This window comes from Roseibium sp. JB4-4 (genome assembly GCF_055693425.1).
In genome coordinates, this window is the sequence record NZ_CM146333.1 from 915,708 (window position 1) to 933,071 (window position 17,364).

At 54.4% G+C, this 17,364-nt stretch carries 18 protein-coding genes; 10 read left to right on the forward strand and 8 right to left on the reverse strand.

The window, feature by feature from the left end:
• The first annotated feature begins 38 nt into the window (after positions 1 to 38).
• From ACZ1HV_RS04150 to ACZ1HV_RS04160, 3 genes are all read left to right on the forward strand, one after another.
• The gene (locus ACZ1HV_RS04150; protein WP_472717403.1) at positions 39 to 407 is read left to right on the forward strand and encodes a hypothetical protein; all 369 of its coding nucleotides are present in this window, start codon (positions 39 to 41) and stop codon (positions 405 to 407) included.
• Positions 404 to 562 carry a hypothetical protein gene (locus tag ACZ1HV_RS04155; RefSeq protein WP_472717404.1) on the forward strand — a complete coding sequence of 53 codons (159 nt, stop codon included), beginning with the start codon at positions 404 to 406 and terminating at the stop codon, positions 560 to 562. The genes ACZ1HV_RS04150 and ACZ1HV_RS04155 overlap by 4 nt, the downstream gene beginning before the upstream one ends.
• A 230-nt stretch (positions 563 to 792) precedes the next feature.
• Entirely contained in the window at positions 793 to 1,719 is a 927-nt protein-coding gene (locus ACZ1HV_RS04160; protein ID WP_472717405.1) for a hypothetical protein, read from the forward strand.
• A 67-nt stretch (positions 1,720 to 1,786) separates the two neighbouring features.
• Here ACZ1HV_RS04160 and ACZ1HV_RS04165 read toward each other — a convergent pair whose 3' ends face one another.
• The 3 genes from ACZ1HV_RS04165 to ACZ1HV_RS04175 all read right to left on the reverse strand — a co-directional run bounded on the left by ACZ1HV_RS04165 (position 1,787) and on the right by ACZ1HV_RS04175 (position 6,227).
• Positions 1,787 to 2,878 carry a metal-dependent hydrolase gene (locus ACZ1HV_RS04165; RefSeq protein ID WP_472717406.1) on the reverse strand — a complete coding sequence of 364 codons (1,092 nt, stop codon included), beginning with the start codon at positions 2,876 to 2,878 and terminating at the stop codon, positions 1,787 to 1,789.
• A 126-nt stretch (positions 2,879 to 3,004) separates the two neighbouring features.
• Positions 3,005 to 4,849, reverse strand: coding sequence for a dihydroxy-acid dehydratase (gene ilvD, locus ACZ1HV_RS04170; RefSeq protein WP_472717407.1), 1,845 nt, complete (start codon positions 4,847 to 4,849; stop codon positions 3,005 to 3,007).
• 406 nt (positions 4,850 to 5,255) lie between these two features.
• Positions 5,256 to 6,227, reverse strand: a complete 972-nt coding sequence (locus tag ACZ1HV_RS04175; RefSeq protein WP_298814252.1) for an AraC family transcriptional regulator — start codon at positions 6,225 to 6,227, stop codon at positions 5,256 to 5,258.
• A 120-nt stretch (positions 6,228 to 6,347) separates the two neighbouring features.
• Here ACZ1HV_RS04175 and ACZ1HV_RS04180 point away from each other — a divergent pair, with 120 nt between their 5' ends.
• The gene (locus ACZ1HV_RS04180; RefSeq protein ID WP_298814253.1) at positions 6,348 to 6,752 is read left to right on the forward strand and encodes a DUF4345 domain-containing protein; all 405 of its coding nucleotides are present in this window, start codon (positions 6,348 to 6,350) and stop codon (positions 6,750 to 6,752) included.
• Positions 6,753 to 6,844: 92 nt separating this feature from the next.
• Here the strand turns inward: ACZ1HV_RS04180 and ACZ1HV_RS04185 are convergent, their stop codons facing one another.
• The 3 genes from ACZ1HV_RS04185 to ACZ1HV_RS04195 all read right to left on the reverse strand — a co-directional run bounded on the left by ACZ1HV_RS04185 (position 6,845) and on the right by ACZ1HV_RS04195 (position 9,953).
• Positions 6,845 to 7,951, reverse strand: coding sequence for an alkene reductase (locus tag ACZ1HV_RS04185; protein ID WP_472717408.1), 1,107 nt, complete (start codon positions 7,949 to 7,951; stop codon positions 6,845 to 6,847).
• Positions 7,952 to 8,053: 102 nt separating this feature from the next.
• Positions 8,054 to 8,662: a TetR/AcrR family transcriptional regulator gene (locus ACZ1HV_RS04190; protein ID WP_298814255.1), complete on the reverse strand. Its 609-nt coding sequence runs from the start codon at positions 8,660 to 8,662 to the stop codon at positions 8,054 to 8,056.
• A gap of 103 nt (positions 8,663 to 8,765) precedes the next feature.
• Entirely contained in the window at positions 8,766 to 9,953 is a 1,188-nt protein-coding gene (locus ACZ1HV_RS04195) for an ABC transporter substrate-binding protein (RefSeq protein WP_298814256.1), read from the reverse strand.
• A gap of 351 nt (positions 9,954 to 10,304) precedes the next feature.
• Here ACZ1HV_RS04195 and ACZ1HV_RS04200 point away from each other — a divergent pair, with 351 nt between their 5' ends.
• From ACZ1HV_RS04200 to ACZ1HV_RS04215, 4 genes are all read left to right on the forward strand, one after another.
• Positions 10,305 to 11,471, forward strand: a complete 1,167-nt coding sequence (locus ACZ1HV_RS04200) for an SH3 domain-containing protein (RefSeq protein ID WP_472717409.1) — start codon at positions 10,305 to 10,307, stop codon at positions 11,469 to 11,471.
• 148 nt (positions 11,472 to 11,619) lie between these two features.
• Positions 11,620 to 12,099, forward strand: a complete 480-nt coding sequence (locus ACZ1HV_RS04205; RefSeq protein WP_472717410.1) for a hypothetical protein — start codon at positions 11,620 to 11,622, stop codon at positions 12,097 to 12,099.
• Positions 12,100 to 12,240: 141 nt separating this feature from the next.
• Positions 12,241 to 13,437, forward strand: a complete 1,197-nt coding sequence (locus ACZ1HV_RS04210; RefSeq protein ID WP_472717411.1) for a lytic murein transglycosylase — start codon at positions 12,241 to 12,243, stop codon at positions 13,435 to 13,437.
• Between the two features lie 150 nt (positions 13,438 to 13,587).
• Positions 13,588 to 14,271 carry a CPBP family intramembrane glutamic endopeptidase gene (locus ACZ1HV_RS04215; RefSeq protein ID WP_472717412.1) on the forward strand — a complete coding sequence of 228 codons (684 nt, stop codon included), beginning with the start codon at positions 13,588 to 13,590 and terminating at the stop codon, positions 14,269 to 14,271.
• Positions 14,272 to 14,292: 21 nt separating this feature from the next.
• Here ACZ1HV_RS04215 and ACZ1HV_RS04220 read toward each other — a convergent pair whose 3' ends face one another.
• Together ACZ1HV_RS04220 and ACZ1HV_RS04225 are read right to left on the reverse strand one after the other, a co-directional pair.
• A complete protein-coding gene (locus ACZ1HV_RS04220; RefSeq protein ID WP_298957764.1) occupies positions 14,293 to 14,856 on the reverse strand; it encodes a cupin domain-containing protein in 564 nt (187 codons plus the stop codon).
• Between the two features lie 23 nt (positions 14,857 to 14,879).
• The gene (locus ACZ1HV_RS04225) at positions 14,880 to 15,584 is read right to left on the reverse strand and encodes a metal-dependent hydrolase (RefSeq protein WP_298814265.1); all 705 of its coding nucleotides are present in this window, start codon (positions 15,582 to 15,584) and stop codon (positions 14,880 to 14,882) included.
• Between the two features lie 260 nt (positions 15,585 to 15,844).
• Here ACZ1HV_RS04225 and ruvX point away from each other — a divergent pair, with 260 nt between their 5' ends.
• Positions 15,845 to 16,330, forward strand: a complete 486-nt coding sequence (gene ruvX / locus ACZ1HV_RS04230; protein ID WP_298814266.1) for a Holliday junction resolvase RuvX — start codon at positions 15,845 to 15,847, stop codon at positions 16,328 to 16,330.
• 78 nt (positions 16,331 to 16,408) lie between these two features.
• A complete protein-coding gene (locus ACZ1HV_RS04235) occupies positions 16,409 to 17,335 on the forward strand; it encodes an AEC family transporter (RefSeq protein ID WP_472717413.1) in 927 nt (308 codons plus the stop codon).
• Positions 17,336 to 17,364: the final 29 nt, after the last annotated feature.

A 17,364-nucleotide genomic window follows, 5' to 3' on the forward strand; every position in this document is an offset into this window, starting at 1 on the left:
CGTGTGCTGCTTGCCACTGCATATAAAAGAGGTTTCCTTTGCAAATCCTGCTCGCAGCGCTCGCACTTGTCGCCATCATTGCTTACTGGATCTTTCGAACCGGCCAGACCACACACACCCCGGGTGCAGTCCTTGAGGCGCCTCAGGACGTCAAGGCGGCAGCCAATCGGTTTGGATACAAAGCGCTCCTGAACCAACACCCCACAGAAAGCGTTGACGATCCGCGTGTGACGGGCGCTGCGTTGCTGATATTGGTTGCGGAAATCGATGGCGGCATTTCCAGGGCGGAAAAAAGAGCATCGAGGAACAGTTACGGAAAGTCTTTGAACTCTCTGAAGCGGATTCCAAAGAGCTGTATGTTTTTGCCAAATGGATGGCCAGCCAGAGCAGCAATCAGGATGACATGATCCGCAGACTGATCATACGAACCGTAAAGCTTGGCGGACGAGATACAATTCCAGACATGATGCAGATGGTGAACGCGGTCGGGCGCGCCGACACAGGAACTTTGACCGATGACACACAGCAGGTGATCGAGCGGTTGAAGCAACTCCTGAACTGACAAGGAAGCATCTAGGTTCATCAGCTCAAAGGAAGAGTTTGGCGAAGGCGTTTTTCGATTGATAGGAGACCAGCCAATTCAATGTTTAATCCCTTAAAACATAAGCTATAATTGGGAACAGACACGGTTGGCCGCTAAAGTCATTCTCTTTGCATTCAGTCACGCGCTGACCTTCAATGGAAGATGCCACTAGCGTCAGAAACTGCGAGAACGGGCACCAGGGAGTAAACATGTTCGAGACCTTCCGCCGGATAGTTTCACAATTCCTGCGGTCATCTCTGATGCCAATCTGTGCCGTAGTTTTGGCCAGCGGATCTACCGTCGTCGCAAGTGCACAAGAAACCGGGAACGCGGAGAACCAGGGTGTTCAAAACCATATTCTCGGAATTGGCATATGCCCGCCCTGGAACCCCCAGTCGCCGGAAATGTGCAAAAACAGCCTGGACAAAGTTATTTCCGCACTCGCGCCCCGGCTTGATGCAAGTCCCGGGCGGACGCATTTGCTCGTCAACGAAGGAGCAAGCGCATCGGCCCTGAAGTTGAAAGCAACCGAACTTTCCAACAATCTCGGCCCGGATGACCGCCTGATCATCTACGCGAACCTTCCCTTGAGCAGCGCAGAGGTGGCAGACACGGACACGGCCGTCGGCCATGTCTTGGAACTCTGGGCTGATCAGTCCCCCGAAACTGCCAGCGAAGCCATTGCTGAAGGCGTCTGGATGTCCGCGCCGGCCTTTGCCGCAATGATACACGCCATTCGCGCCGGTGAAGTTGTTCTGATCCTCGACACCAACAATTCCTATGCAGTTAATCTGGATCTGCTGGATGAACATTCAGTCGATCATGACAATCGACCGGAAGCCCTCGTCACATCATCCGGCCGGGGTCAGATGGCCAATTATAGCGCCGACCGCACGATTTCCCTGTTCGCCAAGCACTTGTCCCTGGCTCTGGGCGAAACCGAGGGAACACTCCTGGATGTGATGACCGCCGCCTCTCAAGGTACGAGACAAGCGGCAATTCCGATTTGCGCTTCCTTGAAGGAGCATCAGGGCACAGACAGCGATCACTCACCCGATTGTACACAAGTACCTGAAGTCCACGATCCGGACAGCCTGCTGAGCCAAACGCTCTTGGCCCCACTGCCGGAGAGCTGACCGTGCAACACTGAAATGCACGGTTCGCGAGAAATTAAACCTCGAAGGAGTTCTCTGAAGACGCCACCTAACCGGCAGGAGTGATATGCTGGCCGCAAAGGCTTTGCGCTGCCATTTCAATCGGCTTCACGAGCCGGGCTTCCGCCGTTCGTTCACGCGGCTCACCTTGTAGCCGCGCGCCCAGCCATGCCCAGTCGTCTTCTTCCACGCGAGCCTGGTCCACAACGCGTTCCGGCTCGATCGGTTCCAGCTTGTCAGCCATTTTCTCAGCGATGGCAAAGCGAAAGGCATACCCCGGTGTCAATCCCATGCGCAGGTCCGACACAACAACTTTGCCGTCGACCAGATCAGCTTTGTAAAAGCCTCTACTGAACCACTTCAGTTTGTTGAATGCGGGTGTTTCCTCAAGGCAGGCCACGAGTTCCGGGTGACGCGGATGCGCATAGATTTCCGGATCTCCATCCCCATCAAAAAGGGAAACATAGAGGTTTTGGTATTGATCGTCCCTGAGGCCAATAACCTTCCAGAGAAGAATGTTGAACGGCGCGGCAATGGCATAAATCGTATCAGGAGGAGTGCCCACTTCGGCAAACAACTGCCCGGCTTTGCCTTCAACATATTTCTGGACGACCATCGAGAGCCCCAGATATCCCGTCGAAAAGATCAGGGCTGCAGCTACGCCGTTTCGAAAACGTGTTGTCCAGGACTTCTTGAAAAGCGCCCAAATCACAATGGCGAGCAACGGAAGCGAATATGTTGGATCGATGATGAACACAGAACCAACCCCAACAGGATCGGGGTAAAGCGGCCAGAAAATTCTGGTTCCGTAGACGGTCATCGCATCGATGACCGCGTGGGTCGACAAGCACAGAAAAACAGTGGCCCAAACAAGCCAGCGGTTTTCTCTCAATCCCTTGAACAATCGCAGCAGGACTTCCCCGATCAATGGCGCAGCAAGTGCGTGAACAAAAATCGAATGCGTCCAGCCGCGATGATAAACAAAGCTGTCGATTGGATCGTCAAAGGGGATGAAAACATCCAGATCCGGCAACGTACCCAGCACGCCTCCAATGAGCACCGCCCTGCGCGGCCCCACCTTGCTCCCCAGACAAGCAGTAGAAACGACCGCGCCAAGAGCAAATTGTGTCAGAGAATCCATGAAAGCAACCGGTGGGTAAGAAACGAAAAAGCTAGCCGTCTATGTGAGGCACACAACGGCAGAAGACAATGGTCAGAAATTGAAAAAGGCGGAAGTTTTCCGTCTCTTTCCAGCTGATGTGTCGTATCAATCCACTTCTCGGATGGCACCTTTGGCGGCGCTCGTCGTCATTTTAGCGTAAGCCTTGAGCGCTTTGGTGATCTTGCGCTTGCGCTTTTCAAGAGGTCTCCAGACTTCCTCACCTTTGGCATTCATGGCAGCACGACGACCCGCAAGTTCTTCGTCTGTGAGGTCAACTCGCAAGACGCGGTTCGGAATGTCGATGACAATTGTGTCGCCTTCTTCCACAAGGCCTATTGCCCCGCCCTCAGCAGCTTCCGGCGACATATGACCGATTGAGAGGCCTGATGTACCACCCGAAAAACGCCCATCCGTGATCAGCGCACACTCCTTGCCAAGCCCTTTCGACTTCAAATAGCTGGTCGGATAAAGCATTTCCTGCATGCCAGGGCCACCGCGCGGACCTTCATAGCGGATCAAAACGACGTCGCCGGCTTTAATCTTGTTGGTGAGAATTGCGGAAACGGCGCTGTCCTGGCTTTCAAAAATACGGGCCGGGCCAACAAATTTCAGGATGCTATCGTCCACACCAGCTGTTTTCACAACGCAGCCGTCTTCAGCAATATTGCCGTAAAGCACGGCAAGTCCGCCATCCGTGCTGTAGGCATGATCCAGCTCGCGAATGACCCCTGACTGTCGATCAAGGTCGAGATCGTCCCAACGACGTTCCTGGCTGAAGGCTGTCTGGGTCGGCACACCGCCTGGGGCAGCTTTGTAAAACTCATGCACGCTTTCAGAGTTCGTCTGGCAGATGTCCCACCTGGCGAGCGCCTTTTTCATGCTTGAAGAGTGAACCGTCGGAATCTCCGAGTGCAGCAATCCTGCCCGATCGAGCTCGCCCAGGATCCCCATTATGCCCCCTGCCCGATGGACATCTTCCATATGGATGTTTTCAACCGCCGGCGCGACCTTGCAGAGCACCGGTACCTTTCTGGACAAGCGATCGATATCGTCCATGGTGAAGCCGATTTCACCTTCATATGATGCCGCCAACAGGTGCAGAATGGTGTTGGTGGATCCCCCCATTGATATGTCGAGACTCATCGCGTTTTCAAAGGCCTGGAAATTGGCGATGTTGCGCGGAAGCACGCTCTCGTCGTCCTGTTCGTAGTACCTTTTGGCAAGATCAACAATCAAATGTCCGGCCTCGACAAAAAGGCGCTCCCGATCTGCATGCGTGGCAAGGGTTGAACCGTTCCCGGGCAGTGACAACCCCAACGCTTCCGTCAGACAATTCATGGAGTTGGCGGTGAACATTCCCGAACACGAACCACAGGTTGGACAGGCATTTTGTTCCATAGACAAAACGTCCGCGTCGGACATGTTTTCGTCTGCCGATGCAACCATTGCATCAATGAGGTCGATCGCCTTCTCAACCCCGTTTTCGAGCACAACCTTGCCGGCCTCCATGGGCCCGCCAGAAACAAAAACAGCAGGAATGTTCAGCCGCATGACGGCATTCAACATTCCTGGTGTGATCTTGTCGCAATTGGAAATGCAGACGATCGCGTCCGCGCAGTGACCGTTGACCATGTATTCAATGGCATCGGAAATCACTTCTCGTGAAGGAAGCGAATAGAGCATGCCGTCATGCCCCATGGCGATGCCGTCATCAACTGCAATCGTATTGAATTCCTTGGCAACGCCACCCGCCTTTTCCACTTCACGGGCCACCAACTGGCCAAGATCCTTCAAATGAACATGACCCGGCACAAATTGAGTGAACGAATTGGCGATCGCGATGATCGGCTTGCCGAAATCGTCGTCCTTCATCCCTGTAGCGCGCCAAAGGCCACGTGCGCCGGCCATGTTGCGGCCATGGGTTGAGGTTCTTGAACGATAGGGAGGCATGTCACTTATCCGTCTTGATTGCGGGCATCTTTACCGCCTCAGCGGCTGAAACCCGCTACATCGGATCCAGATTAATGCCCATTTGTCGTTGACCGGAGGTGTGACAGGTTTTCAAAATCCGTAAAAGGACAGATCCTCAAAAAAGAGTACGCTCCGGTACGGTTGATGAATTCTATTTCATCATTGCGCACAATCGACACATGATTGCATGAAAGATCCATCCCATTCAGGGCTTGCATCCGGTCGTGACAAGCGCAATGTCTTTTTGCCGGGTTCAAAAATCTAAAAAATCACGTTGTCCGCGTTTTTCTGAGCGTTCGGGCTTTGGTTTTCCTGGGCATATGCACCTGAGACACGCGGGATTTCGCTGGAGGAAATCGACCAATCGATTGCAGAAAAGTAGGCTTCAGAGTTTGCGGAATGAAGCAGGCGTCTGACCAACGACACGCTTAAAAGCACGGGCAAATGCTGCCTCGGATTCGTACCCGACAGCTGAGGCAATCCCGGCCAGCGAACTGCCGCTGTTTTTCAATTCGCTGCAAGCAAGCTGCATCCTCCATCGGGTCACATAATTCATCACCCCTTCACCGGTCAGTTCCTTAAACCGCGCAGCGAATGCTGATCTGGACATGCCGGCATGCTGGGCAAGACGCTCTATCGTCCAGGAGGCTTCAGGCTCTTTGTGAAATATCTGCAGGGCTTTACCGACTTTCGCATCACGGAGCGCTGCAAGCCAACCGGTTTGCTGATCCGGCGCGCGCTTCAACCAACTTCGAATGGCCTGAACAACCAAAATGTCCGTGAGTCGCGTGAGGACCGTTTCACCGCCAGGCTGAGGGTTCCGGGCCTCTTCTGCAAGATATTGAAGTGTACCTTCAACCCACCTTCCTGCTAGCAAATCAAATTCGTCCAGCAAGATCACCGGTGGCAAAAGCTCGATCAGCCTTTCGGCTGCTGCATGATCCACCTTCAGTACACCGCAGGTCATACGTGTCATGACACCGCCACCACCAAAACTCATGGTCTCGAAATTTGCACTGTGTCTTTTGGCAGGAATATCAAAAAGGGGTGTCAGTGGACTGCATGGGTGATCACGCAGATCAACTGCCCCTCCATGAGGCAGCAGCGCCAATTGGCCCTGCCCCAACTCAAGCACGTCTCCGTTCTTGAGATCCAAGACACACTTGCCTTCGGTCACGACAATCAAAACCAGTCGCTTTGCAAGCTCCGGAACTGCAATGCCCCAAGGCGCTGTCAGTTCCGGTACGCAATAAAATGTCCCGCTGAGATTGAGCAGGTGAAGCGCTTCATTCAATGGATCATGCCTGTCGACTTTGACAGGCGTGGGATGATTTTCTTCTGCAACGATATCGGACAAGGATGTGTGTCTGAGCCTACTTCTGGACGATCTGCTGACTTTTTAACACTTTCAAGCATGGAAAATCCAGACTTCGACCGTCACCTTGAAATCAGATCAAACCACGACCGGAGAATTGGAATGGCCAGCATTCAAACAAAAATCGCCCTATCCTTGTCTGCTTTGACATTAGGTATCGTCGGCATTCTCGTAGTCTTTGCGCCCGCATTTTTGTATGGTTTGAACAATATCGCTCTTGACCCGTCCGCTGCTATGATGAGCGAAATCAGAGCTCCTGGAGTGCCGATCCTCGCTGGATGCATCCTGGCAATCGCCGGCTTGAAAGACGATAGACTTGTAACACCAGCTCTCATCCTGTCGGCCGTGCTTCTGCTGTCTTATGCGGTTGGACGCCTGATCAGCTTGCCGATGGACGGAATACCGCCTGCGTCACTTCTTGCGGCCCTGGCAATAGAGCTTGCTCTTGGCTTGTGGTGCGCCCTCATTGTGGTCAATGTGCGCGAGCCAGCGCAGCACGCAGGCTAAAAAGAAGCCGGTGCTGGCAATTACGCCGCACCGGCCAAGCTTCAGGCCGCCTCAGAAGGGGTGGATGTCAGACAGCCTGAATCTTTTCATGCCTATTCGGCCGCAATTGTCGCTTCACTCAAGGAGGGATAATCGATGTATCCCTTTTCAGTGCCGCCGTAGAGTGTATCGGGATCGAGCTGGTTCAACACAGCGTCGACTTTGAGACGCTCCACCAGATCGGGGTTGGAAATGAACGGCCTGCCAAACGCCACGAGGTCAAGCGTGCCACTCTCAACCGCCTCGATTGCCGTAGCGCGGTCATAACCGTTGTTGCCCATTCTGACGCCGTTGAAGAGCGCATATAGCGCAGCAAGATCGCCACCTTCGGGGATATCGCGCGGTCCGCCGGTCTGGCCTTCGACCAGATGTAGGTAGGCAAGGTCGTATTTGTTCAGCAAACGTATCGCGTGAGAGAAGGTCTGTTGCGGATCGCTGTCAGAAATGTCGTTTGCGTTTGAGAACGGACTAAGGCGGATCCCCACCCTTTCGCCACCCCAGACACCTACGACCGCATCCATGACTTCCTTCAAGAACCGAGACCGGTTCTCGATAGATCCGCCATAAGCGTCCTCTCGCTTGTTAGACCCATCCCGCAGGAACTGGTCGATCAGATAGCCATTGGCCGCATGCACTTCGACCCCGTCAAAGCCTGCATCAAGGGCATTTGCCGCGGCTTTGCGGTAGTCTTCGACAATCTGCGGAATTTCACTTGCTTCAAGTGCTCTTGGTGTCGGCGTGTCCACAAATTGCGCGCCGTCGAAGGTCTTCGATTGAGCGGCAATCGCGCTCGGTGCAACAGGATCAACACCTTCCGGCTGCAAGACTGGATGCGAGATCCGGCCGACATGCCAGAGTTGAAGAACAATCTTGCCACCCTTGGCATGAACCGCGCTGGTTACCTTTTTCCATCCATCAACCTGCGCCCTGGAGTAAATACCAGGTGTCCATGCATAACCCTTGCCTTGCGGCGATATTTGAGAGGCCTCGGTAATGATCAGGCCCGCCCCTGCTCGCTGTCCATAATATTCAGCTTGCAATTCTGTTGGGGCATCGTCCTCGGCACGGGCGCGGTTCCGCGTCAGCGGTGCCATGACCACGCGGTTCTTGAGTTCAATTGCACCTGCTTGTGAGGCCTGGAAAAGCTTGCTGTCCGACATCTTACTATCCTTTGCAGTCCTTTGGTCGGGTTGGCATAAAATTGGAACGATCAGTCCAATATTATTCGCGAAACGTATTGTTGGAATAGAGTTCAGGTCGACTTAAGGTGAAAGCACCTCTTTTGCCTGTTGAATCGTTCGGGTGATCCGTTCGGCAGGAATTCCGGCTTTTCTGAGTGCCAGCGTGCCTATGGCCAGCGACGAATAGGCACTGGCCTTGTCACGGACGGCATCTGGATTCGCGGGATCGAGTGCCTTGGCAAACAGATCCTCAATGCTTTCAAGATGACGCCGGCCGAGTTCGGCAACTTTCTCATCGTGTGGGGCAAGCTCTGTTATGCAGTTGATGAGAAGGCACCCGCGCGGCCCACCCTTGGGGTCTGACAAGGCCTTCATCATGGCATCAACGACATTTGCGTCGCTCGCCTCAGCTGCTCTCGCCGTTTCCGCAAGACCGCGTATCCCATTGCGGGAATAATATCCAATTGCCCTCAGAAACAGATCCTGCTTGCTGCCGAATGTAGCATAAAAACTTGATCGGCTTAACCCCATGGCGCCGGTCAGATCATCAAGAGAGGTTGACTCGAAACCATTCTGCCAGAAGACGTTCATCGCTGCTTCAAGCGCAGCCGCTTCATCAAACGCACGAGGACGCCCAGGCCCTGAAGCCCGTTTTTCCTCGATGGTTGTTTTGCTTGCAGTGTGGCTCATGACACTGATATGGACTGGCCAGTTCAGAATACAAGATGGCAGCGGACGTTTTTTGGACTGACCAATTCAATACTCACGCAGTGCAACGTCGAATTGAGCGTAGTTACATGCGGCAAGAACCGGCATACGCGTCGCCGACATCGTCAAATACCCGCGCAATAGCTTCCATTTCATAGAGCCTGCTGGTTCTGCGAACACCTTCGACGAGATAAAAATCCTGAATTGGAAACTGGTTCGAATTGAACCGGAAGTCTCCGCGAACACTTTCGAACGGGGCCGCGCTAATTGCCGAAATAAGAGCTTCCTGCTCTTTCACCCCGCCTGTCAGTTCGAGTGCAAAGTGGATGAGCTTGGCTGCATCATACCCCTGCGCGGCATAGACTGACGGCGCATATTTGTACTTTCGGGAAAACTCCCGAACGAACCTTTTGTTTGCGGGATTGTCGAGATTTGGGGCCCAATGAGATGCTGAAAAAAGCCCCTCACCCATCTCCGACGTTATTGGAAGCGTGATGGCATTGATCGTGTTCGATGACAGAAATGGGACAATGCCCTTCAGTCCGGATGTGTGAAACTGCTTGACCAGTTCGACACCCATGCCACCCGGCATGAAGGCATAAATGGCATCCGGTTCAATCTCAGCGATCTGGTTGAATTCCTCGGCAAAATCGGTCTGACCGAGTCTCGGGAAAAGCTCTCGTGCAATCTGCCCCTTAAAGTGTCGTCTGAATGCCGTAACCGCATCCCGCGCGGCTTCGTAGTCAGGTGCTATTGTCACAACCTGCTGATATCCCTTGAGACTCGCGTATCGCCCCATGGTTTCGTGAACCTGGTCGTCCTGGGATGCAGTGGAGAAAAAGAAGCGGTTACACTTGCCGCCTGCGATGGGAGCGGGCCCGGAATTTGTTCCAATGAACAGCGTCTTGGATCGCACGACGGGATCGTGAACCGCCAGCATCACTCTTGAGAAATTGACACCAACGAGAACGTCGACACCATTTTCATCTATCAGTTTGGTGACCTGCTTGACCGCATGTTCAGGATCGAGCTTGTCGTCAACGACCAGCACGTTCGTCGCAAGACCACCAAGAGCTCCATTTGATTGCGCGACTGCCAGCATGAAGCCGTCCCGCATATGTTCGCCGAAGATCGCTGCCGGTCCTGACAAGGTTGCCAAGAGCCCGACCTTCAGTTCCTTGGCTTCTTGAGCGACAGAAACATTCGTTGCATAGATCAATACAACTGCAATTCCCATCGACTTGATGAAGAGTTGAGATAACCAGCGCGCCATAGTTTTCACTTGCCCATTTTTCTAAACGCCGGTGCGACCCACATTTCGCATCCGAACGCTCGACTCGGACATATTGTGAACGAGACTCGTTAGGCATTTGCAAACAAGGCCAACCTGCCCGTCATTCACCACAAGCCCGTCACATTTTCCGTGAAATTCCCCAGTGCTGCCCCAATCCGGCCTGTGAACCGACGCATTATCAAAGGTTAATGCTTCAGGTCGTGGTCAGTGCCCGATGTCGTTTTGAACATGTTGAGGAACGGCAGGCACAAGAGTGTTCAGCAAAAAATACCGACCGGGACCAATGTCACCGCTCTGAGCGTACCCGTAGCGCAAACCCGGGAGGGCCAAATGTATTCCGTAATCGCGCCTGCCAACTCTTGCGATATCAGCACCAGCTACAGACCGGACAATGTAACAGCAAAACCACCCAAAAAAGACCTCAAACTCGTTCATACAACCGATACGGCTGCACTTGCTCTTCAAGATCCCGAACCGCTGGATGCCAGCAAAATTGCAGCAAAGATCTTGCACATGCATGCAACCACTGAGGAAGCAGCCATCAAGGAAGCACGGAAACCGAAACTGCTCGATGGCCATGAGGAACCGGATCTGGAAATCCCCGGCGTGTTCCGCCGGCCGCGAGACAGTTCTGAAACAACGCCCCCGAAACCGGCCGTGGTTCCCCTGCCTCAAGCCATAAAACAAAAAGCAAAATCCGGCCTACAGGATCCGAAATCCAAAATGTTCCTGATCAGCGGGCTGCTGATTGCCGTGATCGGATCCGCGGGTTTTGCCATTGGCATGGCTGCTGCCAACAAACCGGTTGAGGAAGATGCCCGACTGGTGACAACAGAAGCGATCTCCGCCGAACCGACCATCGAAGGGCTCATCGCCGAAGACGCTGCGTCCCCTGTCAGCGCAACCGCCGTTCATTCCAGCGGAGCAACAACTGCACAAATTGAAAACGCCAAGGAGCGCATACGCCTGGCATTTGCAGAGCGAGGCACCTTGACGACACCGCAAGTTGCGCCTCTTTACCCGCAGACAAACGACACGAGGCCTTCAGGTTCAGAGCAGCCGACGCTCGACTTGGGTGACAAAGCGATTGGTGTTGATGCTATCGCCGGGAATAATGCACAACAGGTTGCTGCCGGTACAACGGCAACTATCGCGCCATCTCTCGCAGAACCTGCACCTCAACCCGAAACACCGTTGCAGAGTGACCCAACTTTACAAACAACCCCTGTTGAGTTGACGGAAACAGCCAGCGTGACGCCCAAAACGACGGCTGACCCTGGTGCCGCTGGCACCGACTATCCCAACAAGGGGACCATCACCGCATCGGTCAATCTCAGGAAATCGGAAGACAAGGACGGAACGATCCTTGCTGTAATTCCTGCCGGTACTGAAATCAGTTTTAATACCTGCGGCACGTGGTGGTGCGGCGTCGACTTCGATGGGCAGACTGGTTTTGTCGGCAAGAAGTTTATCGAACGAACAGCTTCGGGCGAATGAGTCACCTGTTCAGGTAGAGGCTTGTTAAACCCTGCCCCGTATCCTTCTCTTGGGCACATCCCACGTCTTCTTGATGGGCTGTCCCTGACACACTGGAATGGCTCCGGTGGATGATTAAACTGGCCTGAAGCAGCTACGGAGACGGATCATGGCTTACCGCCAATCGTTCGCATTTGCCGCCGCAGTGTTTGCCATGTCCGGCCTGAATGTCGGCCAAGCAGCACTCGCTGACGGGACAGACTGCGTCGTCTATGCCACCGACTATGCCAATGCGCATGTGGGAAGCGGCGACGTCGTGGGCGACGCCGTTTCCGGAGGCATGGCGGGAGCGGTTGTCGGAGGCGAATGGCGCGGCCCGAGCGGCGCGCGTCGTGGTGCACGCGTAGGCGGAGCACTTGGCGTGTTGGACAATCTCGGATCGATGCCCGGTGGTTGGGAAGCGCTTTATGACATGGCCTACCAGATGTGCCAGCAGCAGACTTCCGGCGTGAATACCGACAGCTACCCGCAGTCTGGCTTGGCAGGTCCACGCTCCGACTGCCGCTCCTCAGCGACCGTCAATGGTCACCTGAAGCGCTCACCCGATGGCACCATTATGGCAGGGTCAGATTTCGGCAACTGCCGGTAACCCGCTCAAGCACCCGAATTCCTGTGTGCGACACGTATCAGCACGCTTGACCTGTTGACCTTGCCTGCGAAGCACAGTCAACTAGGGCGGATTTTTTAGGCTCCGCCGTTTCCATTGCGCCAGAATACGACAGGACTGTTCATGAACCGCCGTGCCAAATTCACTTCCAAACTCACCCTCGCTGCCCTTGCAGGACTTTGCCTGACAACTGCACCGGGTCTCGCACAGCAATGTGGCGGAGACTTCCGTCAGTTCCTGGCGGGCGTGAAGCAGGAAGCCGTCGCCAAGGGCCTTTCCGCCAACGCGGCCGACAAGACACTGGCAGGTGCCCAGATCGACAGAAAGGTCCTTTCCCGAGATCGGGCGCAGGGTGTTTTCAAGATGACATTTTTGGACTTTTCCAAGAGGGTCATCTCCAACTACCGCATGAAGAACGGCGCGGCCAATATGAAGAAATATGCCGCTATCTTTCAGCGTACAGAGCAGGAATATGGCGCTCCGGCACCGGTCATCACGGCATTCTGGGCATTGGAGACCGATTTCGGCGCGGTCCAGGGCGATTTCAATACGGTCAACGCACTCGCGACGCTTGCACATGATTGCCGGCGGCCCGAGCTCTTTCGGCCGCAACTTATCGCTGCTATCGAAATGGTCCAGCATGGCGACCTAGACCCACAGCGCACAACCGGGGCCTGGGCAGGTGAAATCGGCATGGTCCAGATGCTGCCTGAAGACATCATCAAATTCGGCAAGGACGGAAATGGCGACGGTCATGTGCGCCTGAAGCAGAGCGCGGAAGATGCAATCCTGACAGCAGGTGCCTTCATTCAGCATCTTGGCTGGAGACGCGGTGAACCCTGGCTTCAGGAAGTCGCGGTGCCGCAGAACCTCAACTGGGCCGAGACCGGGCTTGGAAAAACCAAGACCGGAGCGCAGTGGGCAGCACTCGGTGTCCAGTCCCGTTGGGGGCAAATCTCCAGCAACCTGCCGGCTTCACTCCTGCTGCCACAAGGTCGCAAAGGTCCGGCGTTTCTCGCCTATCCGAACTACAACATTTATCTGGAATGGAACCAGTCCTTCATCTACACGACAACAGCGGCCTATTTCGCAACCCGGCTTGCCGGAGCTCCGCGTTATACTGCGGGCAATCCGGACCCGGGCCTGAACGACGCTCAGATGAAACAGCTGCAAACCAAACTTCAGAGCATGGGTTTTGATGTCGGCAAGATCGACGGTATTCTCGGCTCCGGGACCCGCGCCGCCGTTCAGGCGGTCCAGGAGCGCCTCGGCTTGCCAGCTGATGCGTGGCCCACACCGGCATTGCTCAATCGTCTATGATAAACGCGCGTGTCGCGCGATTAAAATAAGAGAACTGCCGGTCGTCCTGCCATTTGTGAGACACGACACGCGTTGCCAGTGGTGATGATGTGGCACACGCCTTGAAACGGCAGTATTGCGTTGCAGAAAGGGATCCAAAGTTCCGGCAATTTGAGCCGAACCAAGCCCGGCACTGGGAAGGCCCTGCTTGTTCTTGAGCTTTTAGCGATTGTCGTCGGTCCAATTGTCCTGACAGGTCTGAGCGTTCGATTCCTCAGATTCTCAACAATCTTCCTTGTCGCCGGTTACTGTTTCTGGCGCTTAAAAGCCAATGGCGTCGAGACGAGTTATCTCGCGGTCAACTGGGCAGGCTGCGTCAAGGCGTTACCTGGCATTTTTGCCAGATGGCTCCTTGGCACTGGAGCGATTGCGCTTGTCGTTCTTGTCCTCAATCCGGACAGACTATTTTGTATTCCACGCGCGGCGCCTCTTATGATGGCATCGATTGTGGTCTTCTACGGGTTTGTTTCCGTTCTTCCTCAGGAAATTGCCTTCCGGGCGTATGCTTCCTGGCGGATGGACGCCTTCAATCTCACCTATCTGCCGGCCTTACTGGTATCTGCGGCTCTTTTCGGCTGGGTACACATCATCTTCGGCACCTGGGTGTCGGTCGTTCTTGCCGCTGTCGCAGGTCTTTTCTTTTACCGGACATACCGGAAATACAAATCTCTCGCAGCCGTGTGGCTGGAACACAGTCTGATCGGCGTTTCTGTGTTTGCGCTTGGGCTGGACAACTACTTCTATCTTGGTCCGATCTCGCCCGCGATCGCTGCCACCTGCGGTGCAGCTACATGACAACTACCCGGCGTTGAACACTCACTCGACCTTGGCCCCGTTAGCACCGGGTGCGGCTTGATCGACCGTCGCTTTGCCATCATCGCCCAGCAAAAAGACAGCCAGAATCTTCGCAGGCCCGCTTCCGGTGTTTTCACTGCGATGTGTCACATTCATAGCTTCGAGAATGCCCTCACCTTCCCGATAGACCTTCTTGCCAATTTCCTCGTAGGTCACCGTTATTTCGCCTTCCAGGATATACGCGAACAAAGGCGCATGGTGTTGATGCCAACCTGTCACGTCTCCCGGTTCCATCGTGACGATCAAAGACTTCACTGATGGATTGTCCTGCGGAAATGCGACTTTCTCACCTGCGACCGTGAGATCACCGGAGAACACTTCCTGGACCTTTTCATACGGTGTCTTGGCGGCGCTTTCAGCCTCGACCGCTGCCTTGGAGCCAGGCTTTGCCAGAGGCTGCGACGGGGCTGGCTTTCCGTCCGGTGTAATGGATTTGTCCGCCGCAAAAACCGGATTTGCAACAAGTGCCAGCGACAAACACAAACATACCGGCAATGCCAGCAGCGACTTCACAGAGATGTTCACTTTCACTTGTCTCCAAATACCGGTTAGATGCTTATCCCGGAACCGGGCTCCATGCTCTTTACCTTGCCTGAGTCGGCCCCGAGAGCCGAAACAAATGTCTCTGCCGTCTGATCAATAATCGGAAAGGTGCCATAGTGGCAGGGAACAATGGTGTCGAATTCAAAAAATCTCTTACAAGCCATTGCGGCCACTTTACCGCCCATGGTGAACCGGTCACCAATGGGCACAAGACCGATCTTCGGCTGGTAAATCTCGTTGATCAGTGACATGTCGGAAAAGATATCCGTATCGCCCATATGATAGAGAACCGGTTCATCAGGCGCTTCGATGATCACGCCATGCGGATTTCCAAGATATATGGCTTCGCCGTCGCCTTGTTTGGAAGAGGAATGCAAAGCCGACGTCAGCGCCACCTTGAACTTGCCGGTATCAACCATTCCGCCACTATTCATCGGGTTGATGTTCTCAACACCTTGTCGGCCGGCCCACATGCAAATCTCGAAGTTTGTCGTCAACAGCGCTCCGGTCTTTTTGAGGATCTCGACCGCGTCTCCGATATGATCGTCGTGACCATGTGTCAGAATAACGTGGTTCACACCCTCACAAACCTGATCAACCGAATGTGTTTCCGGGAACGAAGGATTGCCTGTCAGGAAAGGGTCTATGAGGATGGATGCACCATCGACCTCGACCTTGAATGCGGAATGGCCGTACCACGTCAATTTCATTTGTGCCGCCTCTTTGTCTGCTCCTATTCCGAGCACTCCAATTGAGCACCGGGAGCGTTACTCTTAACTCGCATGAAACTTCTTTTGACGCGATTGCACAATGTCAGGTCAACGGATTTTGAAAGCCTGTTGCGCAATGGAACCACTCGATTTTGTTCCCAATGGGATGACCGGAGGCAATGTCGTCTCCGGCAAGACTTTGGGCTTTGAAGAGCGTTTTCACGCTGGATCAGAGCCATTGGGCCTGTTAAAGGCACCGCATGGCAAATGATCCCGCGCTTTCACTTGAAGACTTTGTGGCCACGCTTCCTGCCAATACCAGGTTGATCGGCCTCGATCTCGGCACCAAGACCATCGGACTTGCACTTTCTGACCTTGGCCGCGGCATCGCAACGCCAATGGAGACAATAAAGCGCAAAAAGTTCACTATCGATGCGGAGCACCTGCTGAGCCTATGCGCCAGTCAGGATGTCGCTGGTATCGTGCTCGGTCTTCCTTTGAACATGGATGGCAGCGAAGGTCCGCGGGCGCAGGCGACACGCGCGTTTGCACGCAACCTTTCGCAGAAAACCGATCTTCCGATTACCTATTGGGACGAGCGCCTTTCCACCGCCGCTGTGACGCGCACGCTTCTGGAAGCCGATTCCAGCCGTGCAAAAAGAGCTGAAGTAGTCGATAAAATGGCCGCAGCCTTCATTCTTCAGGGATTTCTGGACCGGTTGGGATTTATGGGATTAGATAGCTGACAACCTGCCCTGCCGTCTGTTAAGTGGCTTTCCCGCTATCGGGCGAGCCGGGCTTATCCAATTCGCGACCATCACACTATGCTGACGACCCTTGCCGCGCTGACGCCGGTTATTCTTGTTATTGCCTCCGGGTACCTTCTTGCACGCATTGGCCTGATTACGGGTGAACAATGGCGCGGTGTTGAGAAGCTTGCCTTCTATGCGCTCTTTCCAGCCGTTCTCTTCCGGACGATTTCACAGGCAGATTTTGCTAGTTTTCCAACGCTGGATCTCGGCCTCGCACTGCTTGCCGCGATCCTTGTCATGGCAGGTGTGTTGCTACTGCTTCAGCCGGTCATCGAGCGCATCTGGGGCATAGCCGCGACGCGCTTCACGTCGATTTTTCAAGGCACTCTGCGATGGAACGTCATGATAGCGCTCGCAATCGCGGACAATATTCTGGGCGACACCGGACTTGCACTGATGGCAGTTGCAATGGTGTTCATGATCCTGCCATTGAACATCATGAGCATCATAGTGCTGTCACGCTACGCAAGCGGCCCTGCTCCCAGCGCTGCCAAGGTTCTCAGGGATCTCTATTCGAATCCTTTCATCATCTCCATCGGCGCAGGTATTGTCTTCAACTTCAGCGGCTTGAGCCTGCCATTCGTTGTCAGCGACACGCTTGAAATCTTTTCCAGGGCAGCCCTGCCGATCGGCATTATTTGCGTCGGCGCCGGTCTCGATCTGAGTTCGCTTAGAAGACCCGGCCCGGCCCTGACGATGGGAACATTCCTAAGACCGGTCTTGATGCCGCTCTTGGGCTTTGGTTGCGCCATGTTGTTCGGCGTTTCGGGTCCGGCGATGACCGTCGTCATCATCGCCTGTTCCGTGCCATGCGCTAGCAATTCTTACCTTCTGGCAAAGCAACTTGGCGGCGATGCAAAACTCATGGCGGAGATCATCACGTTGCAGACACTGGCCGCCACCGTGACTATTCCTGTCGCTCTGCTGATCTTCACATGACATGTCAGACAAGAACCCGGAACGCTTTC

What these genes read in the sequence shown, in the direction of transcription:
- ACZ1HV_RS04155 (WP_472717404.1), top strand. Translation starts at nt 404, where the DNA reads ATGATCCGCAGACTGATCATACGAACCGTAAAGCTTGGCGGACGAGAT.
- ACZ1HV_RS04160 (WP_472717405.1), top strand. Translation starts at nt 793, where the DNA reads ATGTTCGAGACCTTCCGCCGGATAGTTTCACAATTCCTGCGGTCATCT.
- ACZ1HV_RS04165 (WP_472717406.1), bottom strand. Translation starts at nt 2,878, where the DNA reads ATGGATTCTCTGACACAATTTGCTCTTGGCGCGGTCGTTTCTACTGCT.
- ilvD (WP_472717407.1), bottom strand. Translation starts at nt 4,849, where the DNA reads ATGCCTCCCTATCGTTCAAGAACCTCAACCCATGGCCGCAACATGGCC.
- ACZ1HV_RS04180 (WP_298814253.1), top strand. Translation starts at nt 6,348, where the DNA reads ATGGCCAGCATTCAAACAAAAATCGCCCTATCCTTGTCTGCTTTGACA.
- ACZ1HV_RS04185 (WP_472717408.1), bottom strand. Translation starts at nt 7,951, where the DNA reads ATGTCGGACAGCAAGCTTTTCCAGGCCTCACAAGCAGGTGCAATTGAA.
- ACZ1HV_RS04190 (WP_298814255.1), bottom strand. Translation starts at nt 8,662, where the DNA reads ATGAGCCACACTGCAAGCAAAACAACCATCGAGGAAAAACGGGCTTCA.
- ACZ1HV_RS04195 (WP_298814256.1), bottom strand. Translation starts at nt 9,953, where the DNA reads ATGGCGCGCTGGTTATCTCAACTCTTCATCAAGTCGATGGGAATTGCA.
- ACZ1HV_RS04200 (WP_472717409.1), top strand. Translation starts at nt 10,305, where the DNA reads ATGTATTCCGTAATCGCGCCTGCCAACTCTTGCGATATCAGCACCAGC.
- ACZ1HV_RS04205 (WP_472717410.1), top strand. Translation starts at nt 11,620, where the DNA reads ATGGCTTACCGCCAATCGTTCGCATTTGCCGCCGCAGTGTTTGCCATG.
- ACZ1HV_RS04210 (WP_472717411.1), top strand. Translation starts at nt 12,241, where the DNA reads ATGAACCGCCGTGCCAAATTCACTTCCAAACTCACCCTCGCTGCCCTT.
- ACZ1HV_RS04225 (WP_298814265.1), bottom strand. Translation starts at nt 15,584, where the DNA reads ATGAAATTGACGTGGTACGGCCATTCCGCATTCAAGGTCGAGGTCGAT.
- ruvX (WP_298814266.1), top strand. Translation starts at nt 15,845, where the DNA reads ATGGCAAATGATCCCGCGCTTTCACTTGAAGACTTTGTGGCCACGCTT.
- ACZ1HV_RS04235 (WP_472717413.1), top strand. Translation starts at nt 16,409, where the DNA reads ATGCTGACGACCCTTGCCGCGCTGACGCCGGTTATTCTTGTTATTGCC.